This is a genomic window from Shinella sp. S4-D37, assembly GCF_040812195.1.
Taxonomy (GTDB): Bacteria; Pseudomonadota; Alphaproteobacteria; order Rhizobiales; family Rhizobiaceae; genus Shinella.
The window spans coordinates 2,447,712-2,464,723 of sequence record NZ_JBFNXL010000005.1; the positions used below are offsets into that span (position 1 = coordinate 2,447,712).

Annotated in this window: 20 protein-coding genes and 1 pseudogene; all 21 read right to left on the minus strand. The window is 70.1% G+C overall.

What is annotated here, in order from left to right:
• Window positions 1-12 precede the first annotated feature (12 nt).
• Window positions 13-1,431, minus strand: a complete 1,419-nt coding sequence (locus tag AB3G45_RS19440) for an ATP-binding protein (protein ID WP_367832103.1) — start codon at window positions 1,429-1,431, stop codon at window positions 13-15.
• The gene (locus tag AB3G45_RS19445; protein ID WP_244769970.1) at window positions 1,421-2,092 is read right to left on the minus strand and encodes a response regulator transcription factor; all 672 of its coding nucleotides are present in this window, start codon (window positions 2,090-2,092) and stop codon (window positions 1,421-1,423) included. The genes AB3G45_RS19440 and AB3G45_RS19445 overlap by 11 nt, the downstream gene beginning before the upstream one ends.
• A gap of 49 nt (window positions 2,093-2,141) precedes the next feature.
• Window positions 2,142-2,393 (minus strand): hypothetical protein, encoded by a 252-nt coding sequence (locus AB3G45_RS19450; RefSeq protein ID WP_367832104.1) that lies wholly within the window; start codon window positions 2,391-2,393, stop codon window positions 2,142-2,144.
• Window positions 2,394-2,485: 92 nt separating this feature from the next.
• The gene (locus tag AB3G45_RS19455; protein WP_367832105.1) at window positions 2,486-2,695 is read right to left on the minus strand and encodes a hypothetical protein; all 210 of its coding nucleotides are present in this window, start codon (window positions 2,693-2,695) and stop codon (window positions 2,486-2,488) included.
• A gap of 14 nt (window positions 2,696-2,709) precedes the next feature.
• Window positions 2,710-6,555, minus strand: a complete 3,846-nt coding sequence (locus AB3G45_RS19460) for a glycoside hydrolase/phage tail family protein (RefSeq protein ID WP_367832106.1) — start codon at window positions 6,553-6,555, stop codon at window positions 2,710-2,712.
• 3 nt (window positions 6,556-6,558) lie between these two features.
• The gene (locus AB3G45_RS19465) at window positions 6,559-7,026 is read right to left on the minus strand and encodes an NlpC/P60 family protein (RefSeq protein ID WP_367832107.1); all 468 of its coding nucleotides are present in this window, start codon (window positions 7,024-7,026) and stop codon (window positions 6,559-6,561) included.
• On the minus strand, window positions 7,019-7,909 hold the full coding sequence (locus AB3G45_RS19470; protein WP_367832108.1) for a DUF2163 domain-containing protein: 891 nt from the start codon (window positions 7,907-7,909) through the stop codon (window positions 7,019-7,021). Before AB3G45_RS19470 ends, AB3G45_RS19465 begins: the two co-directional genes overlap by 8 nt.
• Complete coding sequence (locus AB3G45_RS19475; RefSeq protein ID WP_367832109.1) at window positions 7,906-8,541, minus strand: TIGR02217 family protein; 636 nt, start codon at window positions 8,539-8,541, stop codon at window positions 7,906-7,908. Before AB3G45_RS19475 ends, AB3G45_RS19470 begins: the two co-directional genes overlap by 4 nt.
• Before the next feature lie 294 nt (window positions 8,542-8,835).
• Window positions 8,836-9,360, minus strand: a complete 525-nt coding sequence (locus AB3G45_RS19480) for a phage tail tape measure protein (protein ID WP_367833624.1) — start codon at window positions 9,358-9,360, stop codon at window positions 8,836-8,838.
• Between the two features lie 12 nt (window positions 9,361-9,372).
• On the minus strand, window positions 9,373-9,576 hold the full coding sequence (locus AB3G45_RS19485) for a rcc01693 family protein (protein ID WP_367833625.1): 204 nt from the start codon (window positions 9,574-9,576) through the stop codon (window positions 9,373-9,375).
• Window positions 9,573-9,929: a gene transfer agent family protein gene (locus AB3G45_RS19490; protein WP_367832110.1), complete on the minus strand. Its 357-nt coding sequence runs from the start codon at window positions 9,927-9,929 to the stop codon at window positions 9,573-9,575. The genes AB3G45_RS19485 and AB3G45_RS19490 overlap by 4 nt, the downstream gene beginning before the upstream one ends.
• Window positions 9,929-10,336 (minus strand): phage major tail protein, TP901-1 family, encoded by a 408-nt coding sequence (locus AB3G45_RS19495; RefSeq protein WP_367832111.1) that lies wholly within the window; start codon window positions 10,334-10,336, stop codon window positions 9,929-9,931. Before AB3G45_RS19495 ends, AB3G45_RS19490 begins: the two co-directional genes overlap by 1 nt.
• Before the next feature lie 27 nt (window positions 10,337-10,363).
• Window positions 10,364-10,771, minus strand: a complete 408-nt coding sequence (locus tag AB3G45_RS19500) for a DUF3168 domain-containing protein (protein ID WP_367832112.1) — start codon at window positions 10,769-10,771, stop codon at window positions 10,364-10,366.
• Window positions 10,768-11,106, minus strand: a complete 339-nt coding sequence (locus AB3G45_RS19505; protein ID WP_367832113.1) for a phage head closure protein — start codon at window positions 11,104-11,106, stop codon at window positions 10,768-10,770. The genes AB3G45_RS19500 and AB3G45_RS19505 overlap by 4 nt, the downstream gene beginning before the upstream one ends.
• Window positions 11,106-11,675, minus strand: coding sequence for a head-tail connector protein (locus tag AB3G45_RS19510; protein ID WP_367832114.1), 570 nt, complete (start codon window positions 11,673-11,675; stop codon window positions 11,106-11,108). The genes AB3G45_RS19505 and AB3G45_RS19510 overlap by 1 nt, the downstream gene beginning before the upstream one ends.
• Window positions 11,676-11,825: 150 nt before the next feature.
• Window positions 11,826-13,070: a phage major capsid protein gene (locus tag AB3G45_RS19515; protein WP_367832115.1), complete on the minus strand. Its 1,245-nt coding sequence runs from the start codon at window positions 13,068-13,070 to the stop codon at window positions 11,826-11,828.
• A gap of 78 nt (window positions 13,071-13,148) precedes the next feature.
• The gene (locus AB3G45_RS19520) at window positions 13,149-13,706 is read right to left on the minus strand and encodes an HK97 family phage prohead protease (RefSeq protein WP_367832116.1); all 558 of its coding nucleotides are present in this window, start codon (window positions 13,704-13,706) and stop codon (window positions 13,149-13,151) included.
• 99 nt (window positions 13,707-13,805) lie between these two features.
• Window positions 13,806-14,114 (minus strand): DUF6107 family protein, encoded by a 309-nt coding sequence (locus tag AB3G45_RS19525; protein WP_367832117.1) that lies wholly within the window; start codon window positions 14,112-14,114, stop codon window positions 13,806-13,808.
• 251 nt (window positions 14,115-14,365) lie between these two features.
• Entirely contained in the window at window positions 14,366-15,502 is a 1,137-nt protein-coding gene (locus AB3G45_RS19530; protein ID WP_367832118.1) for a phage portal protein, read from the minus strand.
• Window positions 15,503-15,554: 52 nt separating this feature from the next.
• Window positions 15,555-16,166, minus strand: a complete 612-nt coding sequence (locus AB3G45_RS19535) for a glycoside hydrolase family 19 protein (protein ID WP_367832119.1) — start codon at window positions 16,164-16,166, stop codon at window positions 15,555-15,557.
• A 1-nt stretch (window position 16,167) separates the two neighbouring features.
• Window positions 16,168-17,007, minus strand: a pseudogene (locus tag AB3G45_RS19540) (terminase family protein); the annotation flags it as partial.
• Between the last annotated feature and the right edge of the window lie 5 nt (window positions 17,008-17,012).

Consider the following 17,012-nt stretch of genomic DNA (forward strand, 5'->3'; position numbering starts at 1 on the left):
TTGTCCGCGGCCTCAGGCAACATCCTTTGTGATGGCCGGAAGCACGAGCCGTGCCAGAAGTCCGCCGCGGGCCCCGCGTGAAAGCCCGAAGGTTCCGTGGTATTCCGAGGCGATCTCGCTGACGATGGAAAGGCCGAGCCCGGTGCCCGGCTTGCTCTCGTCCAGCCGCTTGCCGCGCTTCATCGCCTCGCGGATCTCGCCCGGCTCCAGCCCCGGCCCGTCGTCCTCCACCTCGATGACGATCCAGTTCCGGCGCGCGTCGTCGTTGCCGCGCACCTCGGCCGGCGCCATGAAGGCGCGCACGGCCACCGTCGTGCGGGCATAACGCGCGGCGTTCTCCAGGAGGTTGCCGACGGTCTCCTCGACGTCCTGCTGCTCCATCGCGAGCACCAGCCCCGGCGGATCGACGCGCAGCGGAAACTGCCGCTCGGCATTGAGCCGCCGCATCACGCGCACCAGCCGCTCCAGCACGGCCTGCGCCTCGGTGCGCGCCAGCACGGATTCGCGCTGGGCGGCGATGCGGGCGCGGTTGAGATAGGATTGCACCTGGCTCTGCATGGCCTCGGCCTGCGTGCGCACGAGGTCGCCCTGCGGGGCGGCGAGCAGCCGGGATTCGTTGAGCAGGACCGCGATCGGCGTCTTCAGCGAGTGCGCAAGGTTGCCGACCTGCATGCGCGCCCGCTCGACGATGCGCCGGTTGCTGTCGATCAGCGCATTCACTTCGCTCGCCAAGGGCAGGATTTCCCTTGGAAAATCGCCGTCGAGCTGTTCGCTCTCCCCCGCGCGGATCTTCTCCAGCGCCTTGCGCGCCCGGTCGAGCGGCTTCAGGCCGATGAGGATCGCCGCCGCGTTGAGGAGCAGGCTGCCGACACCGAAACCGGCCAGCGCCAGATAGAGGCTGCCGGAAAAGTCGTCGATATCGCCCTCCAGCACGTCGCGATTGCCGACGACGCGGAAGCGCGCCGTGCGCCCCTCGTCGTCGAGCACCACTTCCGTCTCGCCCACCTCCACCTCGTTGCCGAAGGAATCGATGGTCGTGTAGAAGCGCTCGTAGCGCGTGTCGAAGGGAATACTGTCCGTATCGGGGATCGGAATGCTCCCCGTGCCGAGCGAGGACGAGGTCAGCGTCTCGCTCGCCAGCGCCCCGCCGATCGGCTCGACCACCCAGTACCAGCCCGATTGCGGCTGGAAGAAGCGCAGGTCCCCGAGTTGCGGCGTGCCGGTCAGCCGCGTCTCCTCGTCCGCCGAGACGGAATTGATGACGTTGTAGAGCTGCGCGCGCAGGAGATCGCGAAAGCTCTTCTCCGCGCTCTGGCGGTAGAGGGTCGAGATGACCACGGCGATGACGATGAGCGCGACCGCCGCCCACAGCGAGGCGAGAAGAAGGACGCGGAAGGTGAGCGAGCGGGAGCGCCTGGCCTTATTTGCCATTGGCGGGGGCTTGCATCCGGTAGCCGAGGCCGCGCACGGTCTCGATCAGGTCTACGCCGATCTTCTTGCGCAGGCGCCCGACGAAAACCTCGATCGTATTGGAATCGCGGTCGAAATCCTGGTCGTACATGTGCTCGACCAGCTCGGTGCGCGACACCACCTCGCCCATGTGGTGCATGAGGTAGGAAAGCAGCCGGTATTCGTGCGAGGTCAGCTTCAGCGTCTCGCCGTTGACCGTCGCCTTGGAGCCCTTCGTGTCGAGCCGCACCGGCCCGCAGACGATGTCCGGGCTCGCATGGCCCGCCGCGCGGCGGATCAGCGCGCGGATACGGGCCAGCACCTCCTCGACATGGAAGGGCTTTGCGACGTAGTCGTCGGCGCCGGCGTCGATGCCGGCCACCTTGTCGCTCCAGCGGTCGCGGGCGGTCAGGATGAGGACGGGCATGGCCTTGCCGTCGGCGCGCCATTTTTCCAGAACGGTGATGCCGTCCATTTCCGGCAGGCCGATATCGAGGATGATGGCGTCATAGGGCTCGGTGTCGCCGAGATAGTGGCCTTCCTCGCCGTCGAAGGCCTGGTCCACCACATAGCCTGATTCCTTCAGGGCCTCGCTGAGCTGCCGGCTCAGGTTGACGTCGTCCTCGACCACCAGGATGCGCATCCGCCCTCTTTCCTATCTCTCTCGTTCCATCACGAAAGGCCCGGCGGCCCTACATCGGCACGCGCACGGTCACCTTGCGCGGCCGGGCATTGCCCTTGCCGGGCACGAGCACCGTCACCACGCAGGTATCGCCCTTCGGCTGCGCCGAGAGCAGTTCGCCCCCCGTCTGGGCGACCACCTGCGCGGCCGCGTCGCTGCAATCGCCGGCGACCGCGACGACGTCCCGCAGGGCACCCGTCTCGACGGGACCCGGCAGGATCAGGCTGGCCGCAAGGGCGGTTATGAGAAGTGGCGAGGCCATGAATATACTTTCGGGTGTGGATCAGTGTGATGCAAGCAATAAACGATCCTCGCTGAATGGCAAATGAATGCCCTGTGGATCGTCGAGCCGCCTCACCGCACGCGCCGGCGCGCCGAAATCCGCCCGTAGAGCGCGACGATCCCGCCCAATGTGCCCGCCGCCGCCACGACGAGATCGGCCAGTTCCCCCTCGTCCCCGGCCGTCACCTCGACGCCCGCCGCATTGGCGAGCGAGGCGAGGATCGCGATCAGCGCACCCCAGACGGTGCGCGACAGATACCAGGCTTTTGCATCGTCGTTCATGGTCTTTCCTTCCTTCAGAGAATGATCGTCGCCCGCGCCGCAAGGCCGAGCGGAATGGCCCGGCCGAGCTGGCGCACGCGGATGGAGAGCGCCGCCTGCGGCGCGCCGAAATCGGCCAGTTCCTGGTCGGCGGGATAGGTGAAGGCCGGCGCCGCGGTCTCGACGCTGCGCACCGCCGTCTCGCCGGAGAGGATATCGAGGCGATAGGCCTCCACCGGCTCGTCGAGCGGGATGTCCACGGCCGTCCAGCCGTCCGAATCGATCCGCCCGCGCCGGATCCACGACAGCCGCACCACTCCGTCGAGACCCCGAATGCCGCGCAGATGCACCGGCGCCAGCGGCGTCAGCGCCCGCTCGCCGCCGGCAAAGGCGAAGGGCCCCGCCTGTCCCGGCGTCATGCCGATCGGCTCGACGAGCCAGTTCGACAGCCGCCCCACCTCCTCCACGTCGAGCCCGAGCGGCAGGACCGCATCGTCCAGCACCACCGCCCGCGCCCCGGCCGCATGGCCCGCCGCCATCGCATCCTCCGTGCCGTGCAGGGCACGCAGCAGCCCCGTGAGCCGCCAGCGGCCCGGCGAAATCTCTGTCGCCCCGGCAAAGCCGACGATTTCCCAGGCCCCGTTGCCGGCCGCGATCGCCACCCGGTTCGCACCGTTCAGCATGGCGAGCGTGTCCACCGCGGAAAGTCCGCCGAACGGCAGGTCCAGCTCGATCGCCCGCCCGGCATCGAACCTGCCGACGACGCCCGTCATAAGCGGCTCGGCCAGCGTGCCGATCCGCGCCGGCCGGTCCAGCCGCACGCGGCTGCGATAGCCCTCGCTGCCGCCGGAACTCGATACGATCATCGACCGCCAGGGCTGCGCATAGGCCGCGACGCGCGCGAAATCCTGCGCCCCGCCCGATCCCATGACCGGCAAATCCAGAAAGACGACGTCCGGCGCGAAGGCATCGCCGGGCCCCGGTCCCGCCCCGCTCACCGGCCGCCCGCGGCCGTCGAGAAGCAGCGGCGCCGGGCTGTCCCCGGCCGCGATCGCCCGCGCCTCCACCTCGCGCACCAGGCCGTCCGTGATGCCGGTGACGAGGAAGCGTCCTTCCGGCCCGTCGGTGAGCCGCACGATATCGCCCGGCGTCACGTCCATCGCGGTCGGCGGCAGGCGGAAGGTCAGACGCCGCTGCCCCGCCCGCTGGTCGCGCAGCGCCGCCTCGGCGCTGGCCGCGGCCGCCCCCGCATGCAGCACCGCCGGCAGCGCCAGCCGCAGCACGCGGTCGTTCTCCCCCGCCATGCGGCGCGAACGCGCCGTCACGCGCGAATAGGTGCCCGAATCGTCGAAATGGTCGAGGATCGCCTCGCCGGCGAAATCGCTGGCATGCCCGCGGCTCTCCTCGAACGGCGCCTCCTCCGGCCGCTCGGCGAGAACAGCGATCTCCACCGGCGGCAGGGCGGATCTCAGCCGCGAGCGGAAGACGAGCCTGCCCCCCGCCTCCAGCGCATCGATCTGGAACGCCTCCATCAGCGGCTCGATCAGCGCGCGCGCCGAGGTCTGCTCCGCCTGCACGAAGCCGGAAAGATCGCCCGAAACGCCCGAAACGTCGAAATCGAAAAACCCGTGATCCTTCAGGATCGCCGCGATGACATCCGCCACCGTCCCGGCCCCGAGCCGCGCGTTCAGCCAGTGCCCGCGCTGCCAGTTCAGCCCGTCCGACCAGAGCGCCGTGTCCTCGGGAAAGGCCGGATAGGGCCGCGCATCCCAGGTCCACAGGAAGACATGGCCCGGATCGACCATGCCCGCCTCCGGCCCGCCGCCCTGCCACCAGCCATGGTGCGCATCGAGGAAGCGCCGCTGCACCGCGTCGTTGCGCGCCCCGCCGGAATGGTAGGGCAGCGCGTTCTCCGCGCTTTTCGGGTCGACGAAGACATTCGGCTGGTTCGCCCCCTTGTCGACCGCCGGGCAGCCGAGTTCGGTGAACCAGATCGGCTTGGAGCGCGGCACCCAGGCGGTGTGGCCGGAAAGCTCCGCCCCGCCCGGCCCGCGCTCGCAATGCCGGTTGCCCCACCAGTTCTCGATATCCTTGTAGCGGAACACCCAGGGCTTTCCCGCCATGCCGTCGGTGATAGGCACGCGCTCGCGCGCTGCCCGCGCCGCCGCGTCGGGATAATGCCAATCGAACCCCTCGCCGCCGGCGATCATGGCGCGCATGGCCGCCATGTCCTCGGAATGGCGAAACCCGTCCGGATTGCCGTTGAGCGTATCGGCATTCTGCCAGTCGGAGAGCGGCATGTAATTGTCGATGCCCACCGCATCGATCGCGGGCGATGCCCAGAGCGGGTCGAGATGGTAGCGCACCTCGCCGCTGCCGCCCGGCGGCCGGTAGCCGAAATATTCGCTCCAGTCGGCCCCGTAGGTGATCTTCGTGCCCGGCCCGAGGATCGCCCGCACGTCGCCGGCAAGGTCCGAAAGGGCCTCGACGAAGGGAAAGTCCCCGCTCCCGTCGCGCAGCCAGGTCAGCCCGCGCATTTCCGAGCCGATCAGGAACCCGTCCACCCCGCCCGCCGCCTCCGCCAGCAGCGCATAGTGCAGGATCAGCCGCCGGAACCCCTCGTCGCCGGCCGGCCCGGTGATTTCCTCGCCCGAAACGGAAAAGCCCCCAGCCCCCGCCGCGCCGACAAAGGCATCCACCTGGCTGCGCGCCGAGGCCGTGCCGTCGGCGGATTGCGGATGGCAGGTGATGCGCCCGCGCCAGGGATAGGGCGCCTGCCGCGCGCCGCCATAGGGATCGGCAAGCGTGTTGTCGCTCGGCACGTCCATCATCAGGAAGGGATAGAGATAGACCTCGATCCCCCGCGCCTTCAGGTCACGGATGGCCGCAATGACGCTCGCATCCGAAGGCGTGCCGCCATAGGCCGGCCGGCCCTCGATGCGGCTCACCACATAGGCGTCCTCCCGCGCGATGCCGCAGACCCTCCACGGCTTGCTCTCCTCCTGCCGGCCGGAAACCTCCACCCCCGGCAGGATGCGGCACGCACCGGCCCGCAGGTCCGTGCCGAACCAGGCGACCACCAGCGCCACCCGTTCGAGGCCGGGGCACAGCGCCTGCAATTCGTCGATCGAGGCCACCCAGTCCGTCGCCGCCACCAGCGTGTTGCGGTTCATGTTGCGCGCCTTGCCGGCCGCGATCTTCTCCGTCACCAGCTCCGGATCGTAGCCGTGCTCGCTCGACCCCGGAATGACCGTCACCGCCCGGACCTTGCCCTCCAGCGAGCCGACCGGCCTCAGCACCTCGAACTGCAGGATGGGAATGCGGTTGCCGAACGTGTCGAGCGGCAGCCGCTCGAAGACGACATAGGCAAGCCCGCGATAGGCCGGCGCGTTATCCGCGCCCTGCTTGGCGAGGATCAGCGGATCGGGCGCCTGGTCTGCGGTGCCGCGATGGACGCGCATCTCGATACCGGTGAGGTCGATCTCCCGCCCGTCCGCGAAGACGCGCCTGATGCCGGCGATCGGCCCCTCGCACACGCCGACGGCGAAATTGGCGAAATAGCTGAAGGTCTCGACCCGCGGCCCGCTCGCCTTGCCGCCCGCGCGCTCGACGGAGACGTCCTCCTCGAAGCGCGTCGCCCAGATCAGCGTGCCGCCGACGCGCGCCGTGCCGTAGACGCGGCTCATCGCCGTGCCTTCCTCCGCCCCCGGCACGCGTCCGTCGTTCAGCCGCGCGCCGGGAATCCTCGTCATGCCGCCCAACAGCGAGCGGTCGACCGCCGAGCCCGCCAGCGCCCCGACGGCCCGGCCGAGCATCGCGCCGAACGGCCCGAAGAGGCCGCCGAGCGTCGCGCCCGCGGCCTGGAAGAGAAGTGTCGCCATGGCTCAGGAAATCTCCGGAAAACGGAAGACGCCGGCGATCCGCCGCCGCCATGCGGGCACGAGCGGCGATTCGATCACCGCCGCCTGCTCGTAGGCATGGATGAAATGTCCGTCGGGTACCGCGATGCCGGCATGCTTCGCCGCCGCGCGCGCCCGCCAGCGGAAGACGAGAAGATCGCCCGGCCGCAGCGCCGGGATCGGCAGCGCCGCCCCGCAATGCCGCGCCGCCGCTTCCAGCAGCCGCTCCTCGCCCGCCCGCTCCGCCCAGTCGGGCGCATAGGCCCCCGGCACCTCCGGCTCCGCCCCGTAAAGCTCCCGCCAGACCCCGCGCACCAGCCCGAGGCAATCGCAGCCGACCCCCTTCAGCGCGCCCTGGTGCCGGTAGGGCGTGCCGATGAAGCTGCGGGCGATCGCGACGACGCGACCGCCGGTATCCTGTCCCGGCCTCTCACCCCGCAGCGTCTCACGCATAGAGCGGCCTCCCGTCATGCACCGTCTCGCCATCGGCATAGCCGTAGGTGAAGTCGCTGCCCGGCATATGCGGAAACCCGCGAAAATTCAGCCCGTTGGCAAACTTCGCCTTGCAGGTGGCAAAGCGCTTGTCGCACCCCGCGGTCACCTGCATCGCATCGCCCGCGGCCACCCCGGCCGGCACCGGCAGCCAGAAGGTCAGTTCGTCGCCGCCCGAAACCTTGCGCTGGTCCTCGATATCCGCCGTCAGCCCCGCCGCCGCGCCGCTCGTGAAGGTCAGCACCCCGTAGCGGAAGAACCGCTCGGAAAAGCCGGAAAGCCCGCTCACCCGCAGCCGCATGTCGTCCAGCGCCGCATCCACCGTCGCCGCCGCGCGAAAGGCCGCCCCGGAAACATCCTTCCCGCACCGCCCGTCCCCCAGCACCGCATCGCAGCGATGCCCGTAGATGCGCCCGCGCACCTGGTCGAGCCGGTGCGTCAGCCGCCGCAGTTCGGCGCGAAAAAGCCCGCCCTCGCGCCGCACCTCGCCAAGCTCGGCCGTGCGCAGCAGCAGCCGCTGCGCGGGGTTCTGCCAGTTGACCCAATAGACCTCGACCTTCGCCCCGTCATAGCGCCCCGCCGAAAGGTCCCCGGCGCGGATCGCCTCTGCCGAAAACCCGCCCGAGAGGTCGCCGCCCTCGGCCGAAAGCCCGTTGCCGTCCTCCGTCTCGCTTGCCGCAAAGCCGCTCGCCGCCAGATAGGCGAGCCCGCCGAAGGCAAGGTCGCGGTCGTGGTCGGTGAAGCCCAACACCGCGCCGTCGCGCCGCGTCACCCGCCAGGCATGGCACAGCGTCGTCGCCTCGCCGTCGAGATGCGCCTGCAATCCGCCCGGGATCGTCCTCATGGCCTTATCTCCACCAGCGGGATGGACGGAATGCGCCCGGCATCGAACTGCGCGAGGTCGATGTCGATGCGGTCCGTGTCGAAGCGCACCGGCACGTCGAACGCATAGCCCGCCCGGATGGCGCCCGAAGCCGGTATCTTGCCCGGCTTGAAGGTGACGACACCCGTCGCATGGTCCACCGTATAGTCCGCCGCCGGCCGCACGCTGCCCGCCACCGAGACGACGACCGTGCCGGCAACCGGCTTGTCGATGGTGCGCACCGTCTCCCCGCCGGCATCCGCATAGCGCTTGACGAGCTGGAAGGCCGCCGTCGCGCCGTCCCCCGTGCCGATCTCCTGGTCCGCGGCGCTCACCGCCCCGCCCGGCGCACAGGACATGTGGTCCACCGGATCATGGAAACGGAAGCCGAAGAACTGCCCCGCCCGCGCCTCGAAGAAGGCGAGCACCGCATAGAGATCGGCGAGCGAGCGCACGCCCGAGCCCGCATCGTAGCGCCGCCGCGCATCGTGCCAGCGGCGATTGCGGTTCTCCCGCCCGTTGGAAAGGCTGACGATATCCGTCCGCCGCACCGGCCCGCCGCTGGTGCCGAGCGCGACACGCAGCGGAAACCGCACCTCATGAAACCCTGCCATGCCCATCTCTCCGTATATGTCCCGGCCCCGACCATCACCCCGAGGGGCAGGACCATCGCCTATGCAATTCGACGGCGCCGCTCGTCCCTTCTCCCCAGCGGGGAGAAGGTGACCCGAAGGGTCGGATGAGGGGGTGGCTCTGACGGATCGTTTACGCCTCCGCCATCCCCCTCATCCGCCTGCCGGCACCTTCTCCCCGCGGGGGAGAAGGGGGTGTGGCAACATCGAATTCCATACGCGATAGCCCTGCCCCTCGGGGTGACGGTCCCGCCAGCCGGATGAGGGGCTTCGCCCTCACAAACTGCGCTGCCCGCGCCCCACGGCGCGCGTCAGCATGGCCGCGATCTGCCCTTCGGACTTGCGGAAGCTCGCCGCATCCTGCGCCGTCACGTTGAAGACGATGCGCGTCCCGCCGCCCTCGCCGGCGACGCCCAGCGCCCCGTCCGGCCCGCGCTTCAGGGGCAGGATCGCCTCCGCCCCCGCCTCGCCCATCAGCCCGAGCCCGCCGCCGGTGCCGAAATAGGTCGGCGAGGCGACGACCCCGCCCTTGGCGAAGGGCGTCGCGCCGCCGAGCAGCCCGGAAAAGCCGGTCGACAAGAACCCTTCCAGCGGCTTCAGCCCCACGGAAAGCGCAATGTCGCTCATGCGCAGCGCCAGTCCCCGCAGCACGCCCTCCAGCCCCTTGCCGTCGACGACCGCGCCCTTCAGCGCATTCGTCAGCGCCGATCCGAAGGAGCGCGAACGCGCCTCCAGGTCGTCGAAGACCGCCGCAAGCTGCCCGGCATCGTCCAGCGTGCCGGCAAGCGGCCTGTCGTCCATATCCGCCATGGTTCACTCCTTGTGGTCGGGAAAGGCGCGCATCAGCGCGGCGAGCGCATCGCGCCCCGGCGCCGGCGGCAGGGGCCGCAGCGTGCCGAGCGCAAAGGCGAGTTCCCGCGGCGTCATCGCCCAGAAATCCTTTGCGGAAAGCCGCATCCGGCCGAGCCCGGCATGGAGCGCCGCCTCCCAGGGAAAGGCCGCCCTCTCCCCGTTCAGCCCGGATGCGGCCCCGGAGGGTTTTCCGGCCGCGCCTCCGCGCCGAAGGTCGCCTGCAGCAGCTCGGCCGCGATGCGCGCGAAACCGGAGAGCCCGTCCGCCGCCGCCATCGCCGCCACGTCCTCGTCGGAAAAGAGGTTGCCGCCGCCGCGCAGCCCCGCGCCGAGAATGCGGATGAGATCGTCGGCCTTCAGCCGCCCGGAGGAGAAGCGCTCGGCCAGCCCCGTCAGGCTGTCGACGGCAAAGGCCGTCTCCAGCTCCGCCAGCGCCCCCAGCGTCAGGCACAGCACGCGCCGCTCGCCGTCGAGGACGGCCTCGATCTCGCCGCGGTGCCGGTTCGCCCGCGCGCCCATCAGAGCGCCCCGAAGGTGAGGAGGCCTGCCGATTCCAGCGCGATCTCGAAGACCACCTCGCCGTCATGCGCCCCGGAATAGTCGAGCGCCGCGATCTGGAAAGGCCCCGCGACCGTACCGAAATCCGGGATCACGATCTGCCAGGCGGCGATCGTGCCGGCGAAGAACAGCGCGCGCACCAGCGCGTCCGAGGCCTGGTCCTTGAAGATGCCGGCGCCCGACAGCGCCGCGCGCTGCACGCCCGCCCCGCCGAGGAGTTCGCGCCAGCGCCCCGCCGATTCCGCGTCCGTCACGTCGACGAGCTGCGCATTGAACGACAGCCGCTTCGAGCGCAGCCCCGCGACGGTGACGAAGCCCGCCCCGTTGTCGATCTTGATGAGGAGCTCCCGCCCCTTCTGTGCCGCCATGGCAAGGTCCTTTCCGAAAATAGGATGTCAGTCCTCCGGCTCCGTCACCGCCCGGAAGCGCATGTGCGCGCGGTGGAAGCGGGACTTGCCGTCGCGGCCAAGCCGCGTATCGCGGTGGAAGATGAGGACGAGACGGTGCCCCGCGAGCGCCAGCGCCGCGTCGTGAAGCGCCGCGCGCACCGCCGCGGCGATCGCCTGCACCTCTCGGTGCCCCGCCGCCTCGGACCAGGCCTCCAGCGTCACCACATGCGCCTCGCCCGCCTCGCTCGCCGTCGAATGGTCGGCGCTGTCGATGCCCTCGATGACGAGCAGCGGCGCCGCCGGCCGGTCTGGCCTGCGGTCGGTGATGCCGTTCGCGCCGACCAGCGCCGTCAGCGCCGCATCGCCCGAAAGCCTCGCGAAGATCGCCGTCTGCAGGGCCGATGCCGCGCTCATGGCCGGATCTCCTCGCAATCGCAGAGCGTATAGCGCCCCGTCTCGTCCGGATCGCGGAAGGCGCGGATGGCGAAGATGCGGCCGCCCTTGCGCAGCCGCATGCCGCCGGCAAGGTCGCTCCGATGCCGCAGCCGGATGCGGTGCGTCACCGACACCGGCAGCGTGCCCGCCGCCTCGTCCGCCCGCGCCGCCACCGGCTCGATCGCCGCCCAGAGCGTCGCCAGCGCCGCAAAGCCGCGTTCGGCGCCGCCCTGCCCGTCCGGCGTCTCGACCGGCCCCTCCAGCGTCAGCCGCGCGGAGAACGCGCCGGGATCGATGATCCTTGCCTTCGCCATCACAGCCTCCGCAGCCGGTAGGGCGCGACCAGCCGGTCGTAGCCCGCCGGCACCGTGCCCGGCTGGTCCTGAGGCGAAAGCACCCCGCGCAGCTCGAACATGGCCGTCACATGCAAGAGCAAGGCCCGCTTCAGCCCGTCCGGCACATCCGCGCCGCTCTCGCCGAAGCCGGCCGTGAAATCGATCTCGATGCCGTTGACCGCACGCTCCGTCGCCGGGCGCGCCGGCAGCACCAGCCGCGCCGGCCGCGCCGCACCGTCGAGCACATAGCCCGCCGGATCGACATCGACCGGCAGCCCGGCAAGGTCATAAACCGTCACCGTCTCGATGGTTTGCACCGGCCCCCTGGCAATCCCGATCACCCGCGTTTCGGGCCAGTCGTCGAGATAGAGCCGCAACGGCCGCGCAATCAGGCAAAGCCCGGTCGCGGCCTCCAGATATTCGCGCGCAGCGCGGATCAGCGCCGAGACCAGCGCATCCTCGTCGGCCGTATCGAGGCGCAGATGCGCCTTCGCCTCGGCAAGCGTCACCGGCTCCACGGCCGGCGGCAACAGTTCCGCAATGGTCATGATCGTCCTTCGCGATGGAGAAAAGGATGCGGGCGCGGCCGGGAGGAAACCGCGCCCGCCGGCACCGGCGTCAGGGAACGCCGCCGGTGCACACTTTGCGTCATCCTCGGGCTCGACCCGAAGGATGACGGCGCTGTTGGATGGGGTCGCTCAACTCTCCGCGAACTTCACCAGCTTGATCGCCTCGAAATTCTGCACCCCGCCGCCGACGCGCTTGGTCGTGTAGAACAGCACATAGGGCTTCGCCGAATAGGGATCGCGCAGCACGCGCACGCCCGTGCGGTCGACGACGAGGTAGCCGGCGCGGAAGTCGCCGAAGGCGATGGAGAGGCTGCCGGCCGCCACGTCCGGCATGTCCTCCGTCTCCGCGATGGCGAAGCCGAGCAGCGAGGCCGCCTGCCCCGCCGAGGCCGGCGGGCGCCAGAGATAGTTGCCGTCCGCATCCTTGAACTTGCGGATCGCCCCTTGCGTCTTGCGGTTCATCACGAAGGTGCCGTTCTGCCGGTGCCCCGCCTTCAGCGAATAGACCGTGTCGAACAGCGTGTCGGAGGGGCTCGTGGCCTTGAAGGTTCCGGCCGCGCCCGTCGCGATATAGCCGATATTGCCCCAGCTCCAGCTCGCGTCCGCGACGGCCGTGTAGCCGAGAAAACCCTTCGGCTTGTTGGTGCCGTCGCCGGTAACGAAGGCGGTGCCCTCCTGCTCGGCGAAGACCGTGTCGATCTCCGAGGCGATCCAGCCCTCCACGTCCACCGCCGCGTCGTCGAGCAGCGCGGCCGTCGCCGCCGGCATGGCGTAGAGCTCCATGGTCGGGAAGGAGAGTTCGGCGAGCTGCGCATTGCCCGTCTGCGGCCGCGCGGCGGTTTCCGCTACCCAGCCCGCCGCCATGCCGCCCGTCGCGAACGGCTTCTTCAGCACCGTGCCGGAGACCTGGCGCACGGTCGCCAGCGCCCGGATCGGCGAGACGGCGGAAAGCCGGCGGCCGATCTCCGTGTCGGTCTCCGGCGGCACGAGATAGCCGCCGTCCGCCGCCGAGCCGACCGACATGGCCTTGCCCTCCAGCGCCCTGAGCGCGCTCTCGTCGCCGCGCCGCATATAGGCGGAGAAGGCCGCCTTGTGCTCGCCCGCCTCGAAGCTCCCCTCGCCGCCGCCGAGCGCCGGGCGCGCCTTCTTCAGCGCCAGCTGGTCGATGACGCGCTTGTGCTCGTCCATCGCGCGGTTGATGCGCTCCACCTTGTCGCGCGTCACCACGTCGGCGGTCAGCTTCTGCTCGATCTCGCCGAGCCGGCGGTCGTTCGTCTCCTTGAAGGCCTCGAAGGCCTCCATGAAATCGTCGAAGGCGGCGGTCATCGTTTCCGGCACGCCCTTGATTTCCGGCGCGGTCTTCTGGGTCTCCATGCTGTCTTCCTTTTCGGGTTAGCATTTCCAGCCGAAGCGAAACCGCTTCGGCGTCGGATAATGCGGTAAAAACAAAGCCTATCGTTTCATCATCCGGGCCGCCCGGCGCATGAGGCGCACCAGCTCGGTCTCCCGGTCGCGGAACCACCGCGCATTCTTCACGTTCGACACCCGCGCCGAGGGCAGCATGGGAAAGGTGACGATCGAGATCTCCCAGAGGTCGGCCTCCAGGATGCGGCGCACGCCGCTCGTCCGGTCGGTCTTCGAGCGCACTGTCTGGAAGCCGATGGAAAGCCCGTCGAGCGCGCCCGACTTCATGAGGTTCAGCACCTCGCGGGCCCGCGCCACGCCGGGCGAAAGCACGCCCTCGACATAGAGCCCGCGCCCGTCCTCGCGGATCGTTCGCCAGCGCCCGAGCGGCTCGGCCGGATCGTGCTGGAACAGCATGCGCACGCCGCGAGCGCCGCGCTTTTCCAGCGAGCGGGCAAAGGCGCCCGGCGCGATCGCGTCCTTGCCGAGGTCCACCTCGCCGAAGAGGCTCGCATAGCCGGAAAACGCCCCGTCGCCGGAAACGCCCGCCAGCGTCAGATCGGCATATTTCTTCGTCCGCCAGACCGGCAGGTCGTCGGTGATCATGGTTTTCTCCGATGATGGAAGGGGGGAGTAGGCAGTAGGCGGTAGGGATGGGCGCAGCGCGGCCCAACCACCAATTCCCTACTGCCTACTGCCTATTGGCTACTGCCTCATCCGCTCCGCCAGCCGCGCCAGCACCCCCAGCCCCCACCAGGCCGAAAGGCTGGCCGCCGCAGAGCCGGTCACAAGCACCTCCGCCGGCCCGAGATAGCCGGCAATGCCGAGCCGCACCGCGATCCACAGCCCCGCCGGCCCGCCGAAGACGAGGCCGCAGGCAAGCCCGGTGAGGAACCGGCACGCCGCCTCGCGGCGGCTCTTCGGCAGGAGATAGATGAGCGAGACGGCCGCGCCCGCCGACGCGCCGATCACCCGGGCCGTCCAAAGCCCGCCGTCGTTTCCGAAGTCAGCCATTGTTAAGCCTTTCAGATTATTATGGAAATCCGAGACATCAGGCCGCACGCGGCCAAAAGCGCCGGCTTTCCGCAACGGAAGGCCGGGTCGATTAGCGAGTCTTTTGAATCCCTTGCGGCGCGTCTTTCACAAACCGGGTCAGGGTTTTCACAGGTCGAGTCCGGTTGATGCCAAAACGATTCACGCAGGTGCCGTAAACGTTTGTTTGAGCAATGAAATCGCAGAGGGGGGTAGAGCGCCACCCTCCCCCTTCAATACCCCACCGCCCCCCGCTTCTCCTCGTCCGTCAAGAACCCCGCCGCGCCCACCCGGGCCCACAGTTCCGAGCGCTCGTCCGCCAGCCCGCTTACCTGGTCGAGATCCGGCACCAGCCGCAGCCCGTCATTTGCCCCTTCGGAAAACCACCCCGCGAAGGCCGCGGCCGTGCGCTGCACGAGCGGCAGCACGGTGAGCCGCCAGAAGGCGCGGTTGGCCTCCTGGTAATTGGCATAGGTAGCATCCCCGGGAATGCCGATCAGCATGGGCGGCACGCCGAAGGCGAGCGCGATGTCGCGCGCCGCCCCGTTCTTCGCCTCGACGAAATCCATCTCGCGCGGGGAAAGCCCCATCGCCTTCCAGTCGAGCCCGCCTTCCAGCAGCATCGGCCGCCCGGCCCGCGCCGGCCCGCAATAGCCCTCCTCCAGCTCCGATTTCAGCCGACCGTACTGGTCGGGCGTCAGGTTGCCGCCCTCCTTCGGCTGGTAGACCAGCGCCCCGGAGGGCCGCGCCGAATTGTCGAGCAGCGCCTTGTTCCAGATCGCCGCCGCATTGGAGAGGTCGAGCGCCATGGACGCCGCCTCCAGCGGCGCGAAGCCCAGCTGGTCGTCGAGCGGATGGAAGAGGCGCAGATGCAGGATCGCCTGCCCCTCGCCCGCAGCGTGCCGGCGCACATGGCCGCCGACGCGGTATTCATAGGCCTCCGCCCAGCCGTCCCGCCCCTCGACGATGCGCATCCGGTCGGGCCTCAGCAGATGGAGTTCGCGCAGATCCTCGCCCACCCGCACCCCCGCCACGAAGGCGTTGCCGGAAAGCAGCAGGTGCCCGTAGAGCGTCTCGAAGAAATCCGTCCCCGCCTGGCGCCCGTTCGGCCGCGACAGCAGCGACAGCAACGGCTCGTCCGGCCGCTCCTCTTCGCCCCGATAGGCGAGCCAGGGCACGGAGGCCCCCGCTTCCGCGATCATGCGCACCGCCCGGTGCGCCACCGGGTTCTTCATGAACCCCTCGCGCGACAGCGAGGCATAGGAGCGGGACGACCAGTGCGCGCGCCCCTCGGCCGTCAGCGCGAAAAAGCCCGACGCCTTCGTCTCGGCCGCCCGGCGCTGCCGGGAGAGAAAGGATGGTAATTTCATGGTGCCCTCCGATTGTGTCGATTCGCCAATGGGTTGGACGGTGTGCCGCCCGCTACCCGCCAAGCGCCGCGAAAAACGCCCGCCCGTAGCCCGCCACCTTCTCCGCCCGGTCGAGCCCGTTGACGATCCGCCGCGCCCCGACCCAGTCGGCCCTCGCATCGGAGAAATGATCGGCGAGCCGCCGCCCGGTAAAAGCCCCGCGCAGCATGCCGACGAACAGGATCTCGACCGCCGCCGCCGTCTCCGTCGCAAGCTCCGGCCGGCCGACGAGATCGATGCCGGTCAGCACCGCCAGCCGCGCATAGTTGCGCCGGTGGGTGATCTGCACGAGCCCGCGCCCGAGCCAGCTCTTCCCCTCGCCGTCGCGCCGCCAGTAGGGCGCGGAGACCTGCGGCAGCCGCCCGGCGGCAAAGGCCCGGTCGAGCCGGTCGATGGCCGCCTCGTCCGTCGCCGCGAAGGTCTCGCGCACCGGCTGCAGGCGTCCGCCGGTCTCGTGATGGGCCGTCGCCAGCATATAGGCGAGAAAGCGCCGGTCCCGCGTTTCGCCGCCCTGCTCGAACCGGTCGAGCAGCGCCGTCAGCCCCGCGACCTGCGCCCTCGCCAGCCGTCCGCCATAGAGCGTCCCGCGCGCCGCGTCGAAAAAGGCCTTGCGGTCGATTGCCATCTCAAATCCCCCGCACCCGCGGTTCGCCGGCGCGCTCCAGCACCAGCGCCGTCAGCGCCCAGACCAGCGCGTCGAGCCGATCCGGCGAGCGGCCGGAGGAGAGCCCGTCCGGCCCGAAATCGCACATCTGGTCCTCCAGCTCGGCAAAGGCGGCCGCATGGACCACCCGCCCCTGTTCGTAGAGCGCCGCCACCGGCTCGGCGCGCAGGAATTTTCCGCGCGTCGCCCGCACGGTTGCGACCGGCAGGTTGGCGTCGACGCTTCTCAGCATCGCCGTCACCATGTCGCCGCCCTGGTTGACCTCCGCGACCACCCGGTCCGCGTCGAAGCGCCGGAAGGCGCGCACCACGGCGCCCGCCCAGCCCGCCGGGCTTGCGCCCGTCACCGAGCAGTCGGCGAGCACCACCGCTCGCCCCGCCCCGTCCAGCCCCGCCACGACGATGCCGCAGACGGAGGCCGCCGAGGCCGTCGCCGGCGGATCGACCGCCACCACGATGCGCGACAGCGGCCCGGGATTGCGCTGGCGGATCCCCTCCAGCCGCGCCCGGTTCCACAGCGCGTCCTCGCGGTCGGCGATCAGCTCGCCGTCCAGTTCCTGCCGCCCCAGCCGCGTGCCGCCGTAGCGCTCCGCCATCGCCGCAAGGAAGCCCGGCGAGAGATTGCCGGCATTGTCGTCGGTGCGGATGCGCCGCACCGCGGTTTTCGGATCGCCCGCCAGCCCCCGCAAAAGCGGCACCGGCCGGGGCGTCGTCGTCACCAGCACGCGCGGATCGTCGCCGAGGCGCAGGCCGAATTGCAGCATGTCCCAGGTCTCCTGCGCATGTTTCCATTTGCCGAGTTCCCTAG